Source organism: Pseudomonas sp. FP453 (assembly GCF_030687495.1).
Lineage (GTDB): Bacteria > Pseudomonadota > Gammaproteobacteria > Pseudomonadales > Pseudomonadaceae > Aquipseudomonas.
This window is the reverse complement of record NZ_CP117435.1, coordinates 5,100,779-5,121,680: the sequence shown is the minus strand read 5'-3', so window position 1 is coordinate 5,121,680 and position 20,902 is coordinate 5,100,779. Positions and strand designations below refer to the sequence as shown.

At 63.2% G+C, this 20,902-nt stretch carries 25 protein-coding genes and 1 pseudogene; 14 read left to right on the top strand and 12 right to left on the bottom strand.

Features of this window, described 5'->3' with window-relative positions:
* The first annotated feature begins 3 nt into the window (after positions 1-3).
* Genes fliM through fliR form a run of 6 tightly spaced genes read left to right on the top strand, consistent with a single transcriptional unit; the run spans position 4 to position 3,651 of the window.
* Positions 4-1,059 carry a flagellar motor switch protein FliM gene (gene fliM, locus PSH87_RS23260; protein ID WP_124526386.1) on the top strand — a complete coding sequence of 352 codons (1,056 nt, stop codon included), beginning with the start codon at positions 4-6 and terminating at the stop codon, positions 1,057-1,059.
* Positions 1,052-1,522, top strand: coding sequence for a flagellar motor switch protein FliN (gene fliN, locus PSH87_RS23255; protein WP_305431265.1), 471 nt, complete (start codon positions 1,052-1,054; stop codon positions 1,520-1,522). Before fliM ends, fliN begins: the two co-directional genes overlap by 8 nt.
* Positions 1,519-1,896: a flagellar biosynthetic protein FliO gene (fliO, locus tag PSH87_RS23250; protein WP_305431264.1), complete on the top strand. Its 378-nt coding sequence runs from the start codon at positions 1,519-1,521 to the stop codon at positions 1,894-1,896. Before fliN ends, fliO begins: the two co-directional genes overlap by 4 nt.
* A complete protein-coding gene (fliP, locus tag PSH87_RS23245; RefSeq protein WP_017735843.1) occupies positions 1,893-2,573 on the top strand; it encodes a flagellar type III secretion system pore protein FliP in 681 nt (226 codons plus the stop codon). The genes fliO and fliP overlap by 4 nt, the downstream gene beginning before the upstream one ends.
* A 13-nt stretch (positions 2,574-2,586) precedes the next feature.
* Entirely contained in the window at positions 2,587-2,856 is a 270-nt protein-coding gene (gene fliQ / locus PSH87_RS23240; RefSeq protein WP_017735842.1) for a flagellar biosynthesis protein FliQ, read from the top strand.
* 6 nt (positions 2,857-2,862) lie between these two features.
* The gene (gene fliR / locus PSH87_RS23235) at positions 2,863-3,651 is read left to right on the top strand and encodes a flagellar biosynthetic protein FliR (RefSeq protein WP_017735841.1); all 789 of its coding nucleotides are present in this window, start codon (positions 2,863-2,865) and stop codon (positions 3,649-3,651) included.
* Positions 3,652-3,795: 144 nt separating this feature from the next.
* On the opposite strand, the gene flgL is transcribed toward fliR, so the two are convergent.
* The 12 genes and pseudogenes from flgL to flgB form a co-directional block, all read right to left on the bottom strand.
* Positions 3,796-4,992, bottom strand: a complete 1,197-nt coding sequence (flgL, locus tag PSH87_RS23230) for a flagellar hook-associated protein FlgL (RefSeq protein ID WP_017735840.1) — start codon at positions 4,990-4,992, stop codon at positions 3,796-3,798.
* 12 nt (positions 4,993-5,004) lie between these two features.
* Positions 5,005-6,609, bottom strand: a complete 1,605-nt coding sequence (gene flgK / locus PSH87_RS23225; protein ID WP_305431263.1) for a flagellar hook-associated protein FlgK — start codon at positions 6,607-6,609, stop codon at positions 5,005-5,007.
* A gap of 65 nt (positions 6,610-6,674) precedes the next feature.
* Positions 6,675-7,565 (bottom strand): flagellar assembly peptidoglycan hydrolase FlgJ, encoded by an 891-nt coding sequence (flgJ, locus tag PSH87_RS23220; protein WP_305431262.1) that lies wholly within the window; start codon positions 7,563-7,565, stop codon positions 6,675-6,677.
* Complete coding sequence (locus tag PSH87_RS23215) at positions 7,565-8,674, bottom strand: flagellar basal body P-ring protein FlgI (RefSeq protein WP_017735837.1); 1,110 nt, start codon at positions 8,672-8,674, stop codon at positions 7,565-7,567. The genes flgJ and PSH87_RS23215 overlap by 1 nt, the downstream gene beginning before the upstream one ends.
* Positions 8,675-8,685: 11 nt before the next feature.
* A complete protein-coding gene (locus PSH87_RS23210) occupies positions 8,686-9,342 on the bottom strand; it encodes a flagellar basal body L-ring protein FlgH (RefSeq protein WP_017735836.1) in 657 nt (218 codons plus the stop codon).
* A gap of 14 nt (positions 9,343-9,356) precedes the next feature.
* Positions 9,357-10,139 carry a flagellar basal-body rod protein FlgG gene (flgG, locus tag PSH87_RS23205; protein ID WP_017735835.1) on the bottom strand — a complete coding sequence of 261 codons (783 nt, stop codon included), beginning with the start codon at positions 10,137-10,139 and terminating at the stop codon, positions 9,357-9,359.
* 31 nt (positions 10,140-10,170) lie between these two features.
* A complete protein-coding gene (locus PSH87_RS23200; protein ID WP_305431260.1) occupies positions 10,171-10,908 on the bottom strand; it encodes a flagellar basal body rod protein FlgF in 738 nt (245 codons plus the stop codon).
* Positions 10,909-10,912: 4 nt separating this feature from the next.
* Complete coding sequence (locus PSH87_RS23195; RefSeq protein WP_305434364.1) at positions 10,913-11,143, bottom strand: flagellar basal body rod C-terminal domain-containing protein; 231 nt, start codon at positions 11,141-11,143, stop codon at positions 10,913-10,915.
* Positions 11,144-11,150: 7 nt separating this feature from the next.
* Positions 11,151-12,062 (bottom strand): annotated as a pseudogene (locus PSH87_RS23190) (flagellar hook protein FlgE); the annotation flags it as partial.
* A gap of 29 nt (positions 12,063-12,091) precedes the next feature.
* Positions 12,092-12,769 carry a flagellar hook assembly protein FlgD gene (locus tag PSH87_RS23185; RefSeq protein WP_305431259.1) on the bottom strand — a complete coding sequence of 226 codons (678 nt, stop codon included), beginning with the start codon at positions 12,767-12,769 and terminating at the stop codon, positions 12,092-12,094.
* A gap of 3 nt (positions 12,770-12,772) precedes the next feature.
* Entirely contained in the window at positions 12,773-13,180 is a 408-nt protein-coding gene (gene flgC / locus PSH87_RS23180) for a flagellar basal body rod protein FlgC (RefSeq protein WP_207046709.1), read from the bottom strand.
* Positions 13,181-13,194: 14 nt separating this feature from the next.
* Positions 13,195-13,605: a flagellar basal body rod protein FlgB gene (gene flgB / locus PSH87_RS23175; RefSeq protein ID WP_305431257.1), complete on the bottom strand. Its 411-nt coding sequence runs from the start codon at positions 13,603-13,605 to the stop codon at positions 13,195-13,197.
* Positions 13,606-13,767: 162 nt separating this feature from the next.
* On the opposite strand from flgB, the gene flgA reads away from it, so the two are divergent.
* The 8 genes from flgA (at position 13,768) to PSH87_RS23135 (ending at position 20,882) form a co-directional block, all read left to right on the top strand.
* Positions 13,768-14,427, top strand: a complete 660-nt coding sequence (gene flgA, locus PSH87_RS23170) for a flagellar basal body P-ring formation chaperone FlgA (RefSeq protein ID WP_305431256.1) — start codon at positions 13,768-13,770, stop codon at positions 14,425-14,427.
* Positions 14,428-14,507: 80 nt separating this feature from the next.
* Positions 14,508-14,786 carry a flagellar biosynthesis anti-sigma factor FlgM gene (gene flgM / locus PSH87_RS23165; protein WP_017735828.1) on the top strand — a complete coding sequence of 93 codons (279 nt, stop codon included), beginning with the start codon at positions 14,508-14,510 and terminating at the stop codon, positions 14,784-14,786.
* Positions 14,787-14,813: 27 nt separating this feature from the next.
* Positions 14,814-15,245 carry a flagella synthesis protein FlgN gene (locus PSH87_RS23160; RefSeq protein ID WP_017735827.1) on the top strand — a complete coding sequence of 144 codons (432 nt, stop codon included), beginning with the start codon at positions 14,814-14,816 and terminating at the stop codon, positions 15,243-15,245.
* 85 nt (positions 15,246-15,330) lie between these two features.
* A complete protein-coding gene (locus tag PSH87_RS23155; protein WP_017735826.1) occupies positions 15,331-15,861 on the top strand; it encodes a sigma-70 family RNA polymerase sigma factor in 531 nt (176 codons plus the stop codon).
* Positions 15,858-16,814, top strand: a complete 957-nt coding sequence (locus tag PSH87_RS23150) for a FecR domain-containing protein (RefSeq protein WP_305431255.1) — start codon at positions 15,858-15,860, stop codon at positions 16,812-16,814. The genes PSH87_RS23155 and PSH87_RS23150 overlap by 4 nt, the downstream gene beginning before the upstream one ends.
* 87 nt (positions 16,815-16,901) lie before the next feature.
* Entirely contained in the window at positions 16,902-19,307 is a 2,406-nt protein-coding gene (locus tag PSH87_RS23145; protein ID WP_305431254.1) for a TonB-dependent siderophore receptor, read from the top strand.
* Between the two features lie 76 nt (positions 19,308-19,383).
* Positions 19,384-19,920 (top strand): sigma-70 family RNA polymerase sigma factor, encoded by a 537-nt coding sequence (locus PSH87_RS23140; protein WP_305431253.1) that lies wholly within the window; start codon positions 19,384-19,386, stop codon positions 19,918-19,920.
* Positions 19,917-20,882, top strand: coding sequence for a FecR domain-containing protein (locus tag PSH87_RS23135; protein ID WP_207046696.1), 966 nt, complete (start codon positions 19,917-19,919; stop codon positions 20,880-20,882). The genes PSH87_RS23140 and PSH87_RS23135 overlap by 4 nt, the downstream gene beginning before the upstream one ends.
* The last annotated feature ends 20 nt before the right edge of the window (positions 20,883-20,902 follow it).

The window sequence follows — 20,902 nt, the reverse complement described above, 5'->3', positions numbered from 1 at the left end:
CCCATGGCCATCGACGATTTGCTCTCCCAGGACGAAATCGACATGCTGCTGCGCGGCAGCGATGAAACCGACGCCGCCCATGAAGAAGCCGGCACCCTCGACGCCGCCCGCGTGCGCCCCTATGACCCGGCGACCCAGCACCGGGTGATCCACGAGCGCTTGCATGCGCTGGACATCATCAACGAGCGCTTCGCCCGTTATTTCCGCATGAGCCTGTTCAACCTGATCCGGCGCAGCATCGACATCACCGTCAAAAGCGTGCGCTACCAGAGCTACAGCGAATTCTCGATGCATATGCCGATGCCCACCAACATCAACCTGCTGGCGATGAAACCGCTGCGCGGCACGGCGTTGGTGGTGTTCCCGCCGGCGGTGGTGTTCATGGTGGTGGACAACCTGTTCGGCGGCGACGGGCGCTTTGTGACCAAGTCCGAAGGCCGCGAATTCACCCGCACCGAACAGCGCATCATCCAGCGTTTGCTGGGGCTGTCGGTGGACGCCTACAAGGGCGCGTGGAAGTCGGTGTACCCCCTGGAAATCGAATACCTGCGTTCGGAGATGCAGGCCAAGTTCGCCAACATCACCAGCTCGCCGAATGAAATCGTGGTGAATGCCACCTTCCACCTGGAGGTCGGCAACCTCTCCAGCGATTTCAATATCGTGATTCCGTACCTGATGATCGAGCCGATGCGCCAGTTGCTCAACGGCCCGCTGACGGACACCAATCCCGAGGAAGAGCGCCATTGGAACAAGCGCATGGCGGGCGAAATCGCGCAGTCGGAGATTGAGCTGATCGCCGACTTTGTCGAAATGGATGCGCGCGTCGGCCAAGTCATGGCGCTGAAAGTCGGCGACGTGCTGCCCATCGAACTGCCCGACATCATCAGCGCGCGGGTCGATGGCGTACCGGTCATGACCTGTGAGTACGGCAGCCAGAACGGCCTGCGCGCCTTGTTGGTGAAGGATCTGGTCGATCATTCCCTGAGCCTTTCTTCCTCTTCCTCCAGCCGATTCGTGAAGGGCCACGTCCCCACAGCCAAGGACTCCGAGCATGACTGATCCAACTGTTACCGAGCCCCAAGAGCCGGATGAATGGGCCGACGCCCTGGCCGAACAAACCATCGCCGAAGGGGCGGACGACCCGTGGGCGATTGCCCTGGCCGAACAAGAGGCGGCCGATGCGGCGCTGGAAAGCCCGGTGCCGAGCGTCGGTTCCAGTGTGTTCAAGCCACTGGCGCCGGCGCAGCCCACCGCTGCGGCGCGTGAGCTGGAAATGATCATGGATATTCCGGTCAAGCTCAGCGTGGAGCTTGGCCGTACGCGCATCACCATCAAGCAGTTGCTGGAGCTGGCCCAGGGCTCGGTGCTGGCGCTGGATGGCCTGGCGGGCGAGCCGATGGACATCTTGATCAACAGCTACCTGATCGCCCAGGGCGAAGTGGTGGTGGTGGATGACAAGTACGGGATCCGTATCACCGAAATCATCACGCCGTCCGAACGCGTGCAAAAGCTCAACCGATGAACAGCGCAAGCCCGCCGCTCGGCGTGCCCACGGACAGCGTGATGAACCTGGCGCTGCTGGGAAAAACCGCACTGGCCCTGGCCGTGGTGCTGGGCTGTGTGCTGGTGTTTGGCTGGCTCGCCCGGCGCATGGGCACGCGGGCGTTGGTGCCGGGCAAGCAGCTGCGCGTGGTCAGCAGCACCGGCCTGGGCCAGCGCGAGAAAGTAGTGATCGTGGAAGTGCGTGGGCAATGGCTGGTGCTCGGCGTGACGGCGCAGCAGGTCACGGCGCTGGCGCAGATGGACGCGCCGCAAGTGGAGCCCGAAACGGTGGTCGCGGGCGGTTTTGCCGAGCGTCTGGCCAATGCCTTGACCGGCAAAGGGCGTGCTTCATGACCGGCATGGAGGGCCTCAGCGCCTTCACCGGGCAAGCGGGCGGCCAGCAATGGTCGCTGAGCCTGCAAACCCTGTTGCTCCTCAGCGCCATGGCGTTCTTGCCGGCGATCCTGCTGATGATGACCGGCTTCACCCGCATCATCATTGTGCTCGGCTTGCTGCGCACGGCCATCGGCACCACCTCGGCGCCGCCGAACCAGGTGCTGTTGGGGCTGGCGTTGTTTCTGACGTTTTTCGTCATGTCGCCGACCCTTGATCAGGCCTACGAAAAGGCCTGGTTGCCGTTCTCCCATGATGAAATCTCGGTGGAACAATTCCTCAAGGACGGCAGCCAGCCGTTTCGCAAATTCATGCTGACCCAGACCCGCCAGGGCGACCTGGCACTGTTTGCGCGGCTGGCGCAGATCGACGACCTGCAAGGCCCCGACGACGTGCCCATGCGCGTGCTGCTGCCATCGTTTGTCACCAGCGAACTGAAAACCGCGTTCCAGGCCGGGTTCACCATTTTTATCCCGTTCCTGATCATCGACCTGGTGGTGGCGAGTGTGCTGATGGCGCTGGGCATGATGATGGTGCCGCCGGCCACGATCTCGCTGCCGTTCAAGCTGATGCTGTTTGTGCTGGTGGATGGCTGGCAGTTGTTGCTGGGTTCGCTGGCGCAGAGTTTTTACACCTGATGAGGCGTTGCCGATGACCCCGGAAATGGTGATGGATCTGGCTTACAAAGGCATGCGCATGAGCATGATCGTGGCCGCGCCTGTGTTGTTCGTGACCCTGTTTATCGGCCTGCTGGTCAGCCTGTTCCAGGCGGCCACGCAGATCAACGAATCGACCCTGTCGTTTATCCCCAAGATCATCGGCGTGTGCGTGGTGCTGGTGATCGCCGGGCCATTGATCATGGAAATGCTCGTGGACTACACCCGTGCGCTGTTCACCAGCCTGCCCACGCTGATCGGCTGACGCGCCGTGATCGAAGTCAGCTCGGCGCAACTGCAACTGTGGCTGACCGGTTTTTTCTGGCCGTTTTGCCGAGTGCTGGCGTACCTGATGAGCGACCCGATCCTGGGGCACAAGAACGTGTCGAGCCAGGTCAAGGTCGGGCTGGCGATGTTGCTGGCGTTCCTGCTGGCGCCGAACCTGCCGCCGTTGCCCCAGGTCGCGCTGTTCTCCTGGCCGGGGCTCGGCGTGATCGTGGAACAGGTGCTGATCGGCATGGCGCTGGGCATGGTCATGCGCGTGACCCTGGCGGTGGTGGAAATGACCGGCGACATCTGCGGCATGCAGATGGGCTTGGCGTTTGCCACGTTCTTCTCGGCTGACACCAGCACCAACAGCCTGGTGCTGTCGCGGTACCTGGGGATGATCACCGTGCTGATGTTCCTCGCGCTCGACGGGCACTTGATGGTGCTGGAGTTGCTGGCCGGCACGTTCAAGACCTTGCCGATTGGCAACCTGCGTTTCGACCCGAATGCCTGGCAGCTGATTGCGCGGTACGGCGGCACGATCTACCTGACCGGCTTGTTGCTGGCGTTGCCGATGGTGGGCACGTTGCTGATCATCAGCCTGGCCATGGGCATCCTCAACCGCGTGTCGCCGCAGCTCACGGTATTTTCGGTGGGCTTTCCGCTGACCTTGTCGGTGGGGTTGATTCTGCTGATGGTGGTGATGGGCGACCTCGGGCCGTTTCTGGCGACGTTGCTCAGTAATACCCTGCACTTCATGCAGTACCTGGTGGATAACATGGCCGTCCCCTGAAGCTACTGCGATCCAACTGTGGAAACTGGCTTATGTGGGAGCTGGCTTGCCTGCGATGGCGGTGGGTCAGCCAGCACCTCTTTCGCCTGACACACCGCCATCGCGGGCAAGCCCGCTCCCACAGTTTTTATCCAGTTCAGGCGGTTAGATGTATTCGAACAGGGACATCTTCTGGATGCTGACGAAGGTTTGCTGGGCGGCTTGCAGGGCCACTTGCAGTGAGGTGTATTGCGTCACCGACTCGGTGTAGTCCGCATCCACCAACCCCGACAACCGCTCCGTGTAGCTCAGCGCCAGGTCATCGCCGATGGTATCCAGTACGTCCAGTTGATTGAGCCGCGAACCCACCGAGGTCTGTACCGTCAGTACCGTGTCCTGGGCATTGCTCAGTTGGCGGCTGGCGGTGGAGAGGGTGTTGTTCAGGTTGGCTCGGTCGGCGTCGGTTTCCACGGGGGTTTGCAGCACGGAAATCAGGTTTTTCAGGGTGGCGAACAGGTCCGGGTCGGCGTCGGCGGCTTTGCTCACGCTGATGCTGTCACCGTCTACCGGGGTGCCGCTGAGGGTCAGGGACAGGCCGTTGACTTGCAGGGTGTCGCCCGAGGTGTAGGCCACCGGGGTGGCGCCGTCGAGGCTGTATTGCGCGGTGCCGTCGGCGGCGGTGCTGAAGGTCAGGCTGAAGCCGGTGCCGTAGTTGGCGGCCGTGGTGTCGGTGATGGTCGGGCCGCTGAAGGTGACGCTGCCACTGTTGTCGCCGGCTTCGGCGATAAAACCCGCCGAGCTGCTCACCGATTGGAAAATCGTCGCACCGGTGTCGCCGCTGGCCATGCTTTGGGTGGAGCTGACCAGTTGCGTGACCACATTGCTGTCGCCCTGGTAAACCAGGTTGCCGTCGGCGTCCGCCGCGAACGCCGGGCTTTGGCTCTGGTAGCCGGAAAACAGGTAGTTGCCGTTGCTGTCGGTGGCGTTGGCCAAGGTGACGAGGGTGTCGTAGACGCCTTGCAACGAGGTGGCGATGGACTCGCGGTCGGCATCGCTGAGTGTGCCGTTGTTGGCCTGCACGATCAGCGAGCGCGCGCTGGTGATTGCATCGTTGATGCTGTCCAGGGTGCTTTCTTCCTGGGACAGCGAGGTGCTGATGCTGCTGCGCGCGTCGGCGTATTGCTCGTTGGCGGCAATCGCCTGGCGCACGTTGACGGCTTGCGCGGCGGCCAGTGAGTCGTCGGACGGCGTGACCACCCGTGTGCCGCTGGCCACTTGCTGGGCGGCGGTCTGGTAGGCACTTTCCTGGGCCAGCATGGAGGTGAGGCTTTGGTTGTAAATCGTCGCACTGCTCAGGCGCATGGCGGCGCTCCTTTAATTAATGTCGAGGATGGTGTCGAGCAGGCTGGTGCCCACTTCAACCACCTTTGCGCAGGCCTGGTAATACTGCTGGTAGACGATCAGGTTGGCCGCCTCTTCGTCCAGGTTGACCCCCGATTCCGACTGTTGCAGCGTCGTCAGTTGTTCGGTGAGGCTGGTCTGGGTTTCCAACTGCCCGGCGACTTTGCTCGCGGTGCTGCCCACATCGCTGACCAGCGCCGAATAGGTCTGGCTGAGGGTCTTGCTGCCGCCGACGATGCTGCTGGTTTGCAGGTTGAGCATGGCCAGGGCGTTGCTGTTGTCACTGCTGCCGGTGGACGTGCCCGCGGCGATCAGGCTGCCGTCGCTGGTCAGGGTGGTGAAGCTGCTGGCGGCGTTGCGCGTGGGCAAGACCACGAAACTGTCGCCATCGTCGGCGGTGCCGCTGATGGCCACGCTCATGCCGGCGAAGGTCAGCGTGCCGTTGTCGTAGGCCGAGGTGACGCTGGCACCGGTGTCGTTGCGGGTCACGCTGTAGCCGTCGCTGTCGGAATAGCTGACGGTGTAGTCGGTGGCGGCGAGGGCGCTGACGTCGTCGTTGAAGGTGGCGCTGAGGGTCGCGTCGCCGGTGTTGCCGGTGTTGCCGTAGACGCTGGGGTCGTCCACCGAGAACAGTGCGCTGCCGGTATCGCCATTGAGGTCGATGCCGGAGGCCTGCAAGGTGTTGAAGGCTTGGGTCAGGCTGACAGCGAGGATGCCCAGTTGGTTTTGCGCATCGCTCAGGCTGTTGTCGCGAAAGTCCATCAGGCCGCCGAGGGAGCCGCCTTCAAACACCGCGTTGTCGAGTGTGGTGGTGTGGCCGGCGGCGTCGACGTAGGTGACCACGGTTTGTGTCGGGTCGCTGGCCGAAACGGCGGTTTGCAGGTCGAAGCTGCTGTTGCCCGACACCAACGCCAGGCCGTTGCTCAGGGATACGGTGTAGCTGCCGTTGTCCTGGGTGGTGACATCCACGTCCACCAGTTCGCTGAGTTGGCTGACCAGCAAGTCGCGCTGGTCAAGCAGGGCGTTGGAAGTGGAACCGAGGGCGTCGCTCAGGCTGATCTTTTTGTTGAGCCCGGCGATCTGTTCGGTGAGGTCGTTGACCTGGCTGACCTGGTCGTCGATCTGGCTGTTGACGTCGTTGGCCATGTCGTCGAGGTAGCTGCCCAACTGGGTGAACTGCGAGGTCAGGGTCTGCGCGGCGCCGATCACTTCTTCGCGGGCGGCGGTGTCGCTGGCGTCGGAGGTCAGGGTTTGCAGGGCCGAGAAGAAACTCTGCATCAGCGTGTCGAGGCTGGCGTCGCCGTCGGCGAGCAGGCTGTCGATCTGGTCCACTTCAGTCTGGTAGGTGGACAGCGCGCTTTCGGCGCTGATCGAGCTGTTGAGCTGGGTGGTGACAAACTGGTTGTATTGGCGATCCACACTGGAGATCTGCACGCCGCTGCCCGAGGTGGACTCGGAGAAGTTCGCCACCTGCAAGGTGTAGCCGGCCGTGTAGGCGTTGGTGGTGTTGCTGCTGCTGGTGCTGAGGGCGATCTGCGCGGCGGTCAGGCCGCTGACGCCAATGGAAATAATGCTCATCGAGAAGCTCCTGGGCTACATGCTTGGCACTATCGGCCCGGCGAAGGGGTGAATTGACCCCTGGCCTATAAATCGTTGCGCGCTTGTGTGGTGTGCAAGGGACCGATGGTGGCCATCACGGAAATCAGCTTTTGCGCATAACGCGGGTCGGTGGCGTAACCGCCCTGTTGCAGCGCGACGGCGGCTTGCGGTGCGTCACCGGCCGTGCGCACGGCGGCGTAGCCGGGGCGGCTGCGTATCAGGCGCGCGTAGTCGGTGAACGCGGCTTCGTCGCTGGCGTACACGCGGAAACTTTCCAGCTGCTTTTGCGCCTCGGCGTCGTTGTATTCGGTGGTCAGCACCTGGGTGGTCGCACCTTGCCAGGCGCTGCCGGCCTTGATGCCGAAGAGGTTGTGGCTGTCGGCGCCCTGGGCGGTGGTAATGGTGCGCCGGCCCCAGTCGGTTTCCAGCGCGGCCTGGGCCAGGATCAGTTCGGCGGGCACACCGCTGTCGCGTGCGGCGGATTGTGCCGGGCCGCTGAGGCGGGCGATGAAGGCTTGCACGTGCTCGGGCTGGTCGCTGTTGCTGGCGCTGACTTCGCGGCGTTTCCAGGCTTCGAAGGGCGAGCGCGTCGGCAGATCGAGAAATGCCGTGGTGGCGGCGCTCAGCTCCGGGTTTTGTTGGCTGGCGTAGCCGCTCAGTTGCCGGGTGAGTTGTTCAGCCAGGCCGATGCCCTTGCCTGACAGGCTCTGCGCCCATTGCTGGTCGAGCATCTCGGTGTACAGCTCGGTTTGCGAGTTGCTCGACAGCTCGGACTTGGGCACTGCCGCGCGCATGCTTTTAAGCATCATCTGGATAAACACTGCTTCGAACTGCTTGCTGGCTTCCTTGAGTCCCGCCTGCGGGTCCAGGTGGGCGCGGTTGCGCAGGTGATCAAGGCCCTGCACGTCGAGGGCAAAGTGATCGCTGCTTTTCATCAGATGATCTCCAGCTCGGCCCGCAGGGAGCCTGCGGCCTTGAGCGCTTGCAGGATGACCATCAAATCCTGTGGTGTGGCGCCGAGGGCATTGAGGCCCTTGATCACGTCCATCAAGTTGGCCGTGCCTTCGAGCAGGTGCAGGGAGCCGCCTTGGGATTCGATGGAAATATTGCTCTGGGACGTGACCGCCGTCTGGCCACCACTGAACGCACCGGGCTGGCTGACGGTATTGGTGGTGTCGATGATCACCGACAAGTTGCCGTGGGCCACGGCCGCGCGGTACAGCTTCACCGAGCTGTTGAGCACGATGGAGCCGGTGCGCGAATCGAGGATGACTTTCGGCCGCGCCTGGATCGGCAGCACTTCGATGCTTTCGATACGCGCCATGAAGTTGGTGCGTTCGTTGGGCGACACCGGCCCCTGGATCTCGATCAGCCCGCCGTCCACGGCCGAGGCGACGGTGCGGCGCATGTCCAGGTTGATCGCGTAGACCACGCGCTGTGCGGTGGCGGAGTCTGGCTCATGCAGGGACAGACCGAGCAGGCCGTGTTCGTTGTTGAGGTTCAGCGCCACCGCGCGTTCGATGATCGCGCCACGGGGGATGCGCCCGCCCGCCAGTTGGTTGACCGTCACGCTGCTGCCGTTGGCCGACGCGCCGGCGCCGCCCACCAGCAGGCTGCCCTGGGCCACGGCGTAGACTTCGCCGTCGGCGCCTTTCATTGGCGTCATTAATAACGTGCCGCCGCGCAGGCTTTTCGCGTTGCCGATGGACGACACCACCACGTCGATCTGCTGGCCGGGGCGCGACAGCGCGGGCAGGTTGGCGGTGACGATCACGGCGGCGATGTTGCGCATCTGCATGTTCGCCCCGGCGGGCAGTGTTACGCCCAGCTGCGAGAGCATGTTGGTCAGGCCTTGTTCGGTGAACGGGCTTTGGGTGGTCTGGTCGCCGCTGCCGTCCAGGCCCACCACCAGGCCGTAGCCCACCAGGCTGTTGGGGCGTATGCCGGCGAAGTCGGCGATGTCGCGGATTTGCTCGGCGTGCGCCGTTGCGCACAGCCACAACGGGCAGCTCAGCAGCAGGATTCTGACGGCTCTCAGGAACATGGCAGGGTCACTCAAAAAGGTGAAACGTTCAGCAGGATGCGATGCAGCCAGCCCATGCGCTGCGCTTCGTTGATATAGCCATCGCCCACGTACTCGATGCGCGCCTGGGACACCTGGGTCGAGGACACGGTGTTCTCGCCGGTGATGCTGCGCGGGTTGACCAGCCCGGAGAAACGGATGAACTCGGTGCCCTGGTTGATCGCGATCTGTTTGTCGCCGCGCACCCGCAGGTGCCCGTTGGGCATCACTTGCATCACCGTCACTGAGATGGTCCCGGTGAATGAGTTGTTCGCCTGGGAGCCGCCGGCCCCAATAAAGTCGTGGGTGGTGGAGGCGTCCATGCCAAACGAGCCGACCTGGGAGGCACGCGCGGAGGTGGTGGCGAACTTCAGGCCCATGGAGCCGGCGCGGCTGGCGTTGGACGAGGAGTTCTTGCTGGCGCTGACCTGTTCTTCCAGCTGGATGGTCAGGGTGTCGCCGACCCGGCGCGGGCGGCGGTCTTCGAACAGCGGCTGGGAGCCGAGGCTGCCTTGGTAGATCGAGCCGTTGGCCTGGCGCAACGGGTAGACCGGCGCCGGCAGGTCTTCTTCGGGCACCACCGGTTTGTGCGGCAGTTGATCGCAGCCGGCGAGGGCCAGCACGCAGGCGAGTAGGTACTTGTGAGCCATGGTGGGGATCTCGCTCAGAGCTGGGTCAGACGCTGGAGCATCTCGTCCGAGCTTTCGACGGCCTTGCTGTTGATTTCGTAGGCGCGCTGGGTCTGGATCATGCCGACCATTTCTTCCACCACGTTGACGTTGGACGTCTCTACGTAACCTTGGGACAAGGTGCCGCCGCCGTTCAGGCCCGGGGTGGTTTCGGTGGGCGAGCCGGAGGCGTCGGTTTCCAGGTAGAGGTTCTGGCCGATGCTTTCCAGGCCGGCCGGGTTGATAAACAGCGCCAGGTTGAGCTGGCCGACCTGGGTCGAAGTGGACGCACTCGGCGTGGTCACCGAGACGATGCCGTCGGTGCTGATGGTGATCGCGGTGGCGTTGGCCGGGATGGTCACGCCGGCCGAGAGTTTATAGCCGTTGGAGGTGACCATCTCGCCGTTGGAATCGAGCTGGAAGCTGCCGTCGCGGGTGTAGCCGGTGCTGCCATCGGGCATGTCCACCTGGAAAAAGCCCAGGCCGTTGATGGCCAAGTCCTTGGAGCTGCTGGTCTGTTCCAGGTTGCCCTGGGTGTGCAGGCGTTCGGTGGCGACTTCGCGCACGCCGGTGCCGACCTGCAAGCCGGAGGGCAGGCGTGTGTCGGTGCTGCTTTGCGCGCCGGGCTGGCGCACGTTCTGGTACACCAGGTCTTCGAACACCGCGCGGGAGCGCTTGAAGCCGTTGGTGCTGACGTTCGCCAGGTTGTTGGCGATCACGTCCATTTGCCCTTGTTGGGCTTCGAGGCCGGTCTTGGCCGTCCACAGTGAGCGGATCATCGTTTGGTTCCTTGTCGGTGCAACGGTGCGCTCAGCTCAGGGACAGCAGGCTGTTGGCGCTCTTGGCGTTTTCGTCGGCGGTGCTGATGGCTTTCATCTGCATGTCGTAGCGGCGCGAGTTGTCGATCATCGCGACCATGGCGCTGGTCGGGCTGACGTTGCTGCCTTCCAGGGCGCCGGGGGCGACGCGCAGGCTGTCGTCGGCGGGCAGCGGTTGGCTGTTAGCGGTGCGGAACAGCCCGTCGGTGCCGGGCTGCAAGGTGCCGGGCAAGGCCGCGACCAGCTTCAACTTGCCCACCGGGCTGAGGCCGCGCGGGCTCATGCCCAGTTCACGCACGCTGATGGTGCCGTCGCTGCCGAGGGTGACTTCGCTGCCCAGCGGCACGGTCACCGGGCCGCCATCGCCGATCACCGGGCGACCGCCCACGCTCATGGCGCCGGTGCCGTCCACCTGCAAATCGCCGCGCCGGGTGTAGGCCTCGCTGCCGTCGCCGGCCTGCACCGCGAGCATGACGTTTTCGCCCAGGGCCACGTCCAGTGCGCGGTCGGTGTGCACCACCGGGCCTTGGCTCCAATCGACGCCGATGCCGTTGGCCGCCACCGAGACGCGAGTCGGCAGGCCTTCGCCGGCAACGGGTGAAGACTGCATCTCCACCAGTTGCGCACGAAACCCCGGCGTGACGATGTTGGCCAGGTTGTTGGCGACCACGGCTTGTTGTTCGAGGGCCTGGTTGGCGCCGCTCATGGCGGTGAAAAGCATGCGGTCCATAGGGTCAGGACCCGATGTTCACGGCTTGCTGCAAGACTTCGCTTTGCGCCGTCACCGACTTGGCGTTGGCCTGGAAGTTGCGCTGGGCAATGATCAGGTTCACCAGTTCGGCGGTCAGGTCGACGTTGGAGTCTTCGGTGGTGCCGCTGAGGATCGAGCCCAACGAGCCGCTGCCGGCCACGCCGAGCAAAAGCCTGGCCGGACGAGGACGTGGCCAGCCAAGTGTTGTCGCCATTGGCTTTCAGGCCGTTTTCATTGCTGAAGGTAGCGAGCTGGATCTGGTCGATGTTCTTGGTCTGGTCGTTGGAGTAGGTGGCGACCACGGTGCCGGTTTCGTCGATGCTGAAACTCACCAGGCTGCCGGAGGTGTAGCCGTTCTGCGAGATATCGGACACGGCCGAGTCATTGCCGAACTGGGTGGTGCCGGTGAGGTCGAGGGTGATCGACAGCTCGGCGGCGCCGTTGGCCGGGTCGTAGGTGTAGGTGCCGGTTTCACCGCTGGTGATCAGGCCGCTGGCGCTGAAGCCGACGGTCTGGGTCTCGGTGAGCAGGTTGCCGTCGATGGCGGTGTGCACTTCCCAGGTGTTGTCGGCGGTCTTGCTGAAATACAGGGTGCTGGTGTGGCTGATGCCGAGGGAATCGTAGAGCGTGGCGCTGGTGGAATAGGAGTAGGTGGACGAATCGGTCTGGTCGAAGGTGGCGGTGATGGTGTCTTCGCTGGCGTCCAGGTTCAGCTCGGCGTCCAGCTCGCTGCTGGCGCTGGCTTGCAGGCCGGTGGTGGGGATCTGGATCACGCCGTTGACGCCGAGCAGTTGGTCGCCGGCAGCGTTTTCCAGGTAGCCCTCGGCCGTCAGGGTCAGCTGGCCGTTGCGCGAGTACACGGTTTGCGTGCCGTCGGTGAAGGTGAAGAAACCATCGCCGTTGATCGCCAGGTCCAGGGAGTTATCTGTGGTGGTCAGGCTGCCGGATTCGAAGTTCTGCACCACGCCGGAAACCTGGGTGCCCAGGCCCACATCCGCGCCGGAATACACGTCGGCGAACTGCGTGGTGGAGCTTTTGAAGCCCACGGTCTGGGAGTTGGAAATGTTGTTGCTGACCACGTTGAGGTCGGTAGACGCCGCCGACAGGCCACTGAGCGCTTGGGAAAAAGCCATGGTGTTGCTCCTTTATATAAGTAGGCGAGTCAGAGGACGAGGCTGATGTCGCTGAGGGCGACGTTGTCGTTGACGCCGCCCAGGTCCAGGGCGACCTGGTTGCTGCTGTCGGTGGTGACGCCGGTGACCAGGGCGTATTTCAGTGCGGTGCTGGTCACGGCGACGTCGCTGGCGGTGGCGCTGATGGCAAAGGTGTAGGCGCCGTCGGCGGCGGTGCTGCCGTCATCGTTCAGGCCATCCCATGACAGCGCTTGGGTGCCGGCACTCATGCTGCCTTCATCAATCGTGCGCACCACCGTGCCGGTGCTGTCCTTGATGGTGACGGTGACGTCATCGGCGGCGCTGTCGAGGGTCACGCCAAAGGTGGTGGCCACGCCGTCGCCGACCTGGAGGGTGTTGCCGTCGATCAACACGCCGTTGCCCACCAGCGCCGAGGCTTGCAGGGTTTCGGCAGCGCTGATCTGGCTGGAGATGCCTTCCAGCGTCGAGGTGACGTTCTCGATGCTGCTGATGGTGCTGATCTGCGCGAGCTGGGTGACCATCTCGCTGTTGTCCATCGGGTCGGTGGGGTCCTGGTTTTGCAACTGCGTGGTGAGCAGGGTGAGGAACTGGTCCTGCAAATCATCCGCCGCCGAGGTGGTGCTGTCGGCGGTGGCGCTGGTGCTGTTCATGCTCGACAGCACCGAGCTGGCAATCGTACTGGTCATGGTTTACGCCTCACCTAAGGTCAAAGTTTTCAGCATCATTTCCTTGCTGGTGGACATGACTTCGACGTTGGCCTGGTAAGAGCGCGAGGCGGAGATCATGTTGACCATTTCGCCCACGGGCTCGACGTTGGGCATGGTCACGTAGCCGGATTCGTCGGCGAGCGGGTCGCCGGGGCGGTATTCCTGGCGCATCGGCGAGCCGTCCTCGACCACTTGGCTGACGCGCACGCCGCCGATGTTGCTGCCGGCCTGGTATTGGGATTCGAAGACCACTTGGCGGGCGCGGTAGGCAGCGTTGTCCGGGCCGCTGGTGGTGTCGGCGTTGGCCAGGTTGCTGGCGGTTACGTTCATGCGCTGGGACTGGGCGCTGAGCGCGGAGCCGGCGATATCGAAAATGCTGAACATCGACATGGTGCTTCCCTGGATTATTCGGACTGCATGGCGGTCTTGAGCGATTGCAAGCGGCTGGTCAGGAACGTGAGGCTGGCCTGGTAGCGCACGGCGTTGTCGGTGAACTGCGCGCGTTCGCGGTCCATGTCCACGGTGTTGCCGTCCAGGCTCGGTTGGTCGGGCACGCGGTAGAGCAAGTCGCGGCTGGACAGGCTTTGGGACGAGGCATGCAGGTGGCGGTCCGAGGTGGTGGCCAGGGCCATGCCGCTGCCCATGTGCTGTTTTTGCAGGGAGCTGGCCAGTTCGCTGGAGAAGTCGAAGTCCCGCGCGCGGAAGTTCGGTGTGTCGGCGTTGGCGATGTTGTTGGCCAATACCTGCTGGCGCTCAGCCCGCAAACTCATTGCGTCCTGCTGAAAGCGCAGCTCGTTGTCGAGCTTGTCGATCATGGTTGCGGACCTGTGCATCAAATAAATGAACGGCTCGCAGGTTAGTCCCAAGGTTGCTTGGGCAAAGGCCGAAACAGGCGGCTATTTGGCGACTAATTCCGGCCTTGCCCCGTGGGCCGGGCGACTAGAATTCTGCGCTTGGAAGCGCGGAGGGCGGGATGGATGAGGTGGCGATCAGGCGGTTGGGTGTGTTTGCTGTGCAGCGCCCTGGCCCAGGCGGACGGCCTGGAGGACAGGGTGCGCGCGGTGATCAGCCCGCGTTTGCCGGCGCATGCGCAACTGGTGGCGATGGAGCTCGGCCAGCCGGCGGCGCGTATCGTGGACTGCGCAGAGCCGCGTCCGTATCTGGTCCATCCCGAGCAAAACGCATTCGGCCGGGTGGCGATGGGCGTGCGCTGTAGCAGTGAGGTGGCGGGTTACCTGCAAGTCAATGTGCGGGTGGTGGGCGACTATATAGTTGCGCGCCAACGCATCACGGCGGGGGAGGTGATCAAGGCGCCGATGCTGGAAAGCAAACGCGGCCCGTTGGAGCGGTTGCCCAAGGGCGTGCTGTTCGACACCGCGCAGATCATCGGACGCCAGGCCAGCCGCAATCTCAGTCGCAATGTGGTGCTGACCCAGAACAGCGTGCGCGAGCGTTGGCTGGTGGAGCGCAACCAGCAGGTGACGTTGCAGGCCGAGGGCGCGGGTTTCACCATCAGCCGCGAGGGCAAGGCGCTGGACAATGGCAGCCTGGGCAGCACCGTGCGCGTCATGGGCAGCGACGGCAAAATGCTCAGCGCCCAAGTGGTGGGCCAGAACGCGTTGCGGCTGCGTTACTGAGTTTTTTCGATCAGCGGGCAAAGTTTGCCTTTTCGATTGCCGATAGTTGATCCAACCCCACAGCAGATGAAGCCCCTAACGTGAAAATCATAAGTGCGAACCTGACCAACCCCCCGGCGCCCGTCGACAGCCAAGCGCCCGGCAGCCAGCGCGTTGAATTGCTGGCGCTGGAAGCCACCGTCGATGACGGTGTGCAGGTTTCCAGCAGCAGTGCCGAGACGCGCGTCGAGAGCTCGGCGGATGTGGACATGGATAAAGTCGCAGCGGTGCGCCAGGCCATTGCCGGTGGGACGTATCAGGTCAGCGCCGATTCGATCTTCGACGGCCTCGCCGCCAGCGTGGGTGAAACCGTCGAATGAGCGCGGGCCAATGAGGTGCAGGTGCCTATGAGCCTGGGCAAACATCTGCAAGTGCAGCAGCAGGCGATTGAGCAGTTGGTGCAGTTGCTGGAGCAGGAACGGTTGGCGTTGGCCCAGGCTAAGGTCGAGGGTGAACGCTTGCAGGAACTGACGGCGAGCAAGCAGGCGGCGTTGCTCAAGCTGGAGCAGCTGGAAGCGATCCGCAGCGGTGCGCAATTGAAGCTCGGCTATGGCAGCGGTCGCCAAGGTGCCTTCAAGGCGGCCGAGGATGCCGATTGCCTGGCGGCGTGGCGGCAGGTGCAGGCGTTGGCGCAACGGGCGCGGCAGCTCAACCTGGCCAATGGCGGGGCGATCAAGCAGCGCATGGCGTGTAATCAGAAGATTGTCGGGTTTTTGAACAGCCTGGGCGGTGACCGGTTGTATGGGCCGGATGGGCGCACGCAGCGGGACAACCCTTGAGTCGGGCCGCCGGTAACTTTTCCCCGTTGTGGTGGTTATCTTTTCTTATTACCATTGGGAACAATTCTTATTCGTAGGGCTGCCCATGCCCCCGCTTCCCGAGCCCTCACCCTTCAACGTTGGCAGCCTGTATTCGGCCCATCACGGCTGGATTCAACGCTGGCTGGCGCGAAAACTCGGCAATGTCAGTGACGCTGCCGAACTGGCCCACGATGTGTTTGTGCGTTTGCTGACCCATCCGCGCGAGTTCGGCAGCGACGGGCATGCGAGGGCGTACCTGAGCACGCTGTCGCGTAACGTCTGTGTGGATTTTTTCCGCCGCAAGCAGGTGGAGCAGGCGTGGCTTGAGGTGTTGGCGAGCCGGCCGGAAGCGTGTGCGCCGTCGGAAGAACACCGGGCGCTGGTGCTGGAAGCGCTGGTGCATTTGCAGGCGATGCTGGATCGCTTGCCGGTGAAGGTGTCGGAGGCGTTCTGCCTGGCGCAGATCGATGGCTTGAGTTACCGCGAGATCGCGCTGCGCATTGGCGTGAGCGAGCGCACGGTGACCAAGTACATCGGGCAGGCCATGTTCCAGTGCATGGTGCTGGAAGCCGAGCTGGACGGCGCTTTGTCGTGAGCACTCCTTCTACTGGCCTGGACTATGCCGCGTTGCAACAAGCCGCTGACTGGTTTGCGCGCTTGAGTGCCGAGCCGGATGCGCGGCATCTGCATGACGCGTGGCGCCAGTGGCATGGGCGCAACGAGGTCAACCGGTTGGCCTGGAGTTATGTCGCGCGGGTGAGCCAGCGGTTTGCACCGTTGCAGGAGGATGTGCCGGGGGCGAACCAGACGTTGGCCCACCTGCGCGGTTCGCAGCGCTCGCGGCGGCAGGTGTTGCGCGGGTTGTCGATTGCCATGGGCAGCGCGCTGCTGGGCTGGGGGAGCTGGCAGCAACGGGGCGCCTGGACCCGCGATTTCCACACCGGTGTTGTGCCGCTGGGCGAACAGGTGTTGGCCGACGGTACGCGTATTTGGCTCAACAGCGGCACGGCGCTGGACGTCAACTTCAGTGCCGGGCAGCGCGCGTTGAAGCTCTACAGCGGTGAAATCCTGATCAACACCGGCAGCGACAGTCGCCCGTTTGTGGTGCAGACCGCGCAAGGTTGCCTGCGGCCTTTGGGGACGCGGTTCAGCGTTCGCGAACACGATGGCCGCACGCAGCTCAATGTGTATGAAGGCCGTGTGCAAGTCGCGTGTGGCGACAGTGGGCAGACGCACATCGTGCCGGCGGGGCAGGGCGTGGATTTCGACCGCCACAGCCTGTCGGCGCTGCACCCTGCGCAACCTGGGCGCGAGGCGTGGGCGAAAGGTGTGTTGATGGCGAACGATATGCGCTTGGCGGAGTTTGTCGGTGAACTGGCCAGCTATCGCCATGGGCATTTGGGGATTGATCCGCAGGTTGCCAATCTTCGGGTGATGGGCACGTACCCGTTGCAAGACACCGATCAGGCGCTGGCCATGCTTGCGCAGGTGTTGCCAGTGCGCGTCGAGCGGCGGTTTGCCTGGTGGGTCAACGTGGTGCCGCGCTGATTTTTTCGTTTGTGCTTCCGGTTTTGCGTTCTCATTCGAATTAGAGAAGGACAACGGCTTGATGCCTCCTTCGACCGGAACTGTTTTATGCCTTTATTCCTGCGTAACTCTCCCCAACCTTTGGCCCTGGCGATTGCTTTGGCCTTGGCCGTGCCTGCGAGCCTGAGCTTTGCACCCCTGGCGGCTGCCGCTGAACAGGCTGTACAGCGCTTCGACCTGCCCGCTGGCGCCTTGGCCGATCAGCTCAATCAGCTCGCCGCGCAAAGTGGCGTGTATCTGGCGGGCAATGCGGCGCTCACCGCCGGCAAGACTGGCCCGGCGCTGCATGGCAGCTACTCGGTGGACCAGGCGTTGCAGGTGCTGCTGGCGGGCAGCGAGCTGACGGTGGTGCAGACCGGCGAGGGGCATTATCAATTGCAGCCGGGGGCGGGCGGTGCTGTGCAACTGGGCGCGATCTCGATTTCCGGCATGGCGCCGGGTTCGACCACTGAGGGCACCGGCCTTTACACCACCTATTCGTCGAGCAGTTCGACGCGACTGAACCTGACGCAGAAAGAAACCCCGCAATCGGTGACGGTGATCACCCGCCAGCGTCTCGATGATCAACGGCTCACCAACCTCACCGAAGTGCTGGAGGCCACGCCGGGCATTACGGTGCTGCGGGTCGGCGTCGGCGCGGAGAACGATACGTACTGGTCCCGCGGTTTCCAGATCAACAACTTCGAGATCGACGGCGTGCCGACCTCGGCGCGCCTGGATAACACCACGCAGAACACCGCGATGTACGATCGTGTTGAAGTGGTACGCGGGGCCACGGGGTTGATCAGTGGGTCGGGCACGCCGTCGGCGACTATCAACCTGATCCGCAAGCGCCCGACGGCGGAGGCGCAGGCCAGTATCACGGGGGAGGCGGGCAGTTGGGATCGTTATGGCACGGGGTTCGATGTGTCCGGGCCACTGACCGACAGTGGCAATATCCGTGGGCGCCTGGTGGTGGACTATAAGAAGCAGAACTCCTGGGTGGATCGCGTCAACACCGACTCGCAGATGGTGTACGGGATTTCCGAGTTCGACCTGAGCGATGCGACGATGCTGACGGTGGGCTTCAGCTATATCAACAATCAGGTGAATGACCCGTTGCGCACCGGTTTTCCGATGTTCTACAGCAACGGCAACCGCACCACCTTCAGCCGCTCGGCCAACAGCGCGCCGGATTGGGCCTATAACGATCGCAAGCAGACCAATGTGTTCAGCTCCATCGAGCATCAGTTCGATAACGGTTGGAGCGGCAAGGTTGAGGTCAGCCACACGCAGAACCAGTTCGATGAGCTGATCAACTATATGAACGGCAGCATCGACCAGGATACGGGGGCGGGGGCTTATCTCTATCCCAATCGCTGGTCGGGCACGCCGCGCCAGAACAACCTTGATGCGTATCTGACTGGGCCGTTCAGTCTGTTTGGGCGTGAGCATGAGTTGATCGCCGGCGTGACGATGTCGCGTTACCACGAAAATACGCCAAGCCATGGCGGCTGGTTTGGCAGTTGGACCGGTTACGACGGCACCGTGCCCAATATCTTCAATTGGAGTGGCAGCGGCGCGAATGTTCCGAATACCACGCCGGTGGGCAAGACCCATATAGAAGAGAACCAGTATGCGGCGTACCTGACGTCGCGTTTGCATGTCACCGACAACACGGCGGTGATCCTCGGTAGCCGTGTAACTGACTGGAAGCGTAGTAATGAAGTAGTGACTTACGCCGACCCGAGCCAGAACACCGAGAGCAAGGAAACCCGCAACGGTGTGTTCCTGCCGTACGCCGGTATCGTGTATGACTTGAACAGCACCTGGTCGCTGTATGCCAGCTATACCAAGATCTTCAATCCCCAGGCCTACGGCATTCATGATGCGAGCTACAAGGCGTTGGATCCGCAGGAAGGCACGGGTTATGAGGTCGGGGTCAAGGGCAGCTTCAATGACGACAGACTCAACGCGAGCCTGGCGCTGTTCAAGATCGACCAGGATAACCTGCCGGTGTTTGTGAGCGACCCGGACATCTATCGTGCGGAGCAGGGCACCACGACCAAGGGTGTGGAGCTGGAGTTCAACGGTGAGTTGAGCGACGGCTGGCAAGCGTCCGCCGGTTACGCCTATAGCGTGAGCACCGATGCCGATGATCAGCGCATTGTCACCACCAGCCCGCGTCACAGCCTCAAGACCTTTACCACTTACCGCCTGCCGGGCGTGCTCGACAAGGTGACGGTGGGCGGCGGGGTGAACTGGCAGAGCAAGACCGGGATGGACTTGCATACGTTTGAGCAGGGCAGCTATGCGTTGACCAACCTGATGGCGCGGTATGACATCAGCCGCAATCTGAGCGCGACGTTGAACGTGAACAACGTATTTGATCGCAGTTATTACGCGTATGCGGACAGTTGGAGCGTCTATGGCGCGCCGCGTAACTTCATGACGAGCTTCAAGTACACGTTCTGACCTGGCAATTGCGGGGGGCGATGCATCAAAGTTACACTTGCTAATCATTCTTATTCGCAAGCAAGGCACGCTCTCCATGAAGGTTCCGCCTGGTGCTCCTGTTCTCAGTTCCAACCTGGAGGCGCTCTACCGCTCGCACCATGGCTGGATGCAGCAGTGGCTCCAACGCAAGCTGGGCAATGCCAGCGATGCGGCGGAGCTGGCGCATGACGTGTTCGTGCGCTTGTTGGCCACGCCGCGCAGGTTCAACGATGACGAGCATGCGCGCGCTTATCTTGGGCGCATGTCGCGGCATATGTGTGTGGACTTCTGGCGCCGTCGGCGCATCGAGCAAGCGTACCTGGACGTACTGGCGGCGCAGCCTGAGCATCAGGTGCCGTCGCTGGAGTATCAGGCGATCATCCTGGAAACCCTTGGGCAGTTGCAGGCCATGCTGGAGCGGATGCCCAAGCGGGTTGCCGAGACATTCCTGCTGGTGCAGTTGCAAGGTCTGACGCAGCGCGAAACGGCGCTGCGGCTGGGGGTGAGCGAGCGCAGTGTGAACAGTTATCTGGCGCAGGCGATGTATCAATGCCTGCTGTTGGAAGTCGAGCTGGCTGGAGCGCTGATATGAACCCGGCCGCGCCCGATCATCGTGTGCTGCAAGCGGCGGCCAGCTGGTTTGCGCGCTTGCATGCACAGCCGGATGACCCCCGCGCCCACGGCCAGTGGCGGGCATGGCTGGCGGAGGATGCTCAGCATCGGCTGGCGTGGCAGTACGTGGAGGGCATCAATCAGCGTTTTGGCAACCTCAGCGGTAGTGCCGATCAGGCGCATCAGGTGTTGACGACGTTGCGCCGTGATCGCGTTTCACGCCGAACCTTGCTCGGCAGTCTATGTGTGGCGGGCATGGGTGGGCTGCTGGCGTCGGCGGGTTGGCGACAGGGCTGGCTGGACTCGCCGCGTGCTCTGTTTGCGACCTATCGCACCGGGTTGGGTGAAGTGCGGCCGATCCGCCTGGCCGACGGCAGCCAGCTGTGGCTCAACGGCGCGACGGCGCTCGATGTGCACTTCGATGAGGGCGTGCGGCAGCTGCGGTTGTATCGCGGTGAAATGCTCATCGAGACCGGTACCGATGTGCGCCCTTTGCAGGTAGTGACGCGGGCCGGGCGCATGCAACCGCTGGGCACCGTGTTTGGTGTGCGGGCCGAGGGCGTGCAGACCACGTTGAGTGTATTTGGTGGCGCGGTGCAGGCTACTTGCGCAGACAGCGGCCTGCAGGTGCAGGTCGCGGCGGGCCAGGCAATGGTGTTCGATGCCCAGGCCGGTGGCGCGTTGGTGCCAGCGCAAGCCCGGCGTCAGGATTGGCGTCGCGGCGTGCTGGTGGCTGAGGACCTGCCGCTGGGCGAAGTGGTGCAGACACTTGGGGATTACCGTCAAGGTCATCTCGGTATCGATCCGGCGCTCGCCGGTTTGCGCGTGGTGGGGACCTATCCGTTGCTCGACAGTGACCGCGCGCTGGCGATGCTGGAGCGGGCGCTGCCGATTCGGGTGGTGCGCACGTTGCCTTGGTGGGTGTCGGTCGAGGCACGTTGAAAATAATCCGAAAAACTTTT

What these genes read in the sequence shown, in the direction of transcription:
- fliM (WP_124526386.1), top strand. Translation starts at nt 4, where the DNA reads ATGGCCATCGACGATTTGCTCTCCCAGGACGAAATCGACATGCTGCTG.
- fliN (WP_305431265.1), top strand. Translation starts at nt 1,052, where the DNA reads ATGACTGATCCAACTGTTACCGAGCCCCAAGAGCCGGATGAATGGGCC.
- fliO (WP_305431264.1), top strand. Translation starts at nt 1,519, where the DNA reads ATGAACAGCGCAAGCCCGCCGCTCGGCGTGCCCACGGACAGCGTGATG.
- fliP (WP_017735843.1), top strand. Translation starts at nt 1,893, where the DNA reads ATGACCGGCATGGAGGGCCTCAGCGCCTTCACCGGGCAAGCGGGCGGC.
- fliQ (WP_017735842.1), top strand. Translation starts at nt 2,587, where the DNA reads ATGACCCCGGAAATGGTGATGGATCTGGCTTACAAAGGCATGCGCATG.
- flgL (WP_017735840.1), bottom strand. Translation starts at nt 4,992, where the DNA reads ATGCGCCTGAGCAGTGCGACGATTTACAACCAAAGCCTCACCTCCATG.
- flgK (WP_305431263.1), bottom strand. Translation starts at nt 6,609, where the DNA reads ATGAGCATTATTTCCATTGGCGTCAGCGGCCTGACCGCCGCGCAGATC.
- flgJ (WP_305431262.1), bottom strand. Translation starts at nt 7,565, where the DNA reads ATGAAAAGCAGCGATCACTTTGCCCTCGACGTGCAGGGCCTTGATCAC.
- PSH87_RS23215 (WP_017735837.1), bottom strand. Translation starts at nt 8,674, where the DNA reads ATGTTCCTGAGAGCCGTCAGAATCCTGCTGCTGAGCTGCCCGTTGTGG.
- PSH87_RS23210 (WP_017735836.1), bottom strand. Translation starts at nt 9,342, where the DNA reads ATGGCTCACAAGTACCTACTCGCCTGCGTGCTGGCCCTCGCCGGCTGC.
- flgG (WP_017735835.1), bottom strand. Translation starts at nt 10,139, where the DNA reads ATGATCCGCTCACTGTGGACGGCCAAGACCGGCCTCGAAGCCCAACAA.
- PSH87_RS23200 (WP_305431260.1), bottom strand. Translation starts at nt 10,908, where the DNA reads ATGGACCGCATGCTTTTCACCGCCATGAGCGGCGCCAACCAGGCCCTC.
- PSH87_RS23195 (WP_305434364.1), bottom strand. Translation starts at nt 11,143, where the DNA reads ATGGCGACAACACTTGGCTGGCCACGTCCTCGTCCGGCCAGGCTTTTG.
- PSH87_RS23185 (WP_305431259.1), bottom strand. Translation starts at nt 12,769, where the DNA reads ATGACCAGTACGATTGCCAGCTCGGTGCTGTCGAGCATGAACAGCACC.
- flgC (WP_207046709.1), bottom strand. Translation starts at nt 13,180, where the DNA reads ATGTCGATGTTCAGCATTTTCGATATCGCCGGCTCCGCGCTCAGCGCC.
- flgB (WP_305431257.1), bottom strand. Translation starts at nt 13,605, where the DNA reads ATGATCGACAAGCTCGACAACGAGCTGCGCTTTCAGCAGGACGCAATG.
- flgA (WP_305431256.1), top strand. Translation starts at nt 13,768, where the DNA reads ATGAGGTGGCGATCAGGCGGTTGGGTGTGTTTGCTGTGCAGCGCCCTG.
- PSH87_RS23160 (WP_017735827.1), top strand. Translation starts at nt 14,814, where the DNA reads ATGAGCCTGGGCAAACATCTGCAAGTGCAGCAGCAGGCGATTGAGCAG.
- PSH87_RS23155 (WP_017735826.1), top strand. Translation starts at nt 15,331, where the DNA reads ATGCCCCCGCTTCCCGAGCCCTCACCCTTCAACGTTGGCAGCCTGTAT.
- PSH87_RS23145 (WP_305431254.1), top strand. Translation starts at nt 16,902, where the DNA reads ATGCCTTTATTCCTGCGTAACTCTCCCCAACCTTTGGCCCTGGCGATT.
- PSH87_RS23140 (WP_305431253.1), top strand. Translation starts at nt 19,384, where the DNA reads ATGAAGGTTCCGCCTGGTGCTCCTGTTCTCAGTTCCAACCTGGAGGCG.
- PSH87_RS23135 (WP_207046696.1), top strand. Translation starts at nt 19,917, where the DNA reads ATGAACCCGGCCGCGCCCGATCATCGTGTGCTGCAAGCGGCGGCCAGC.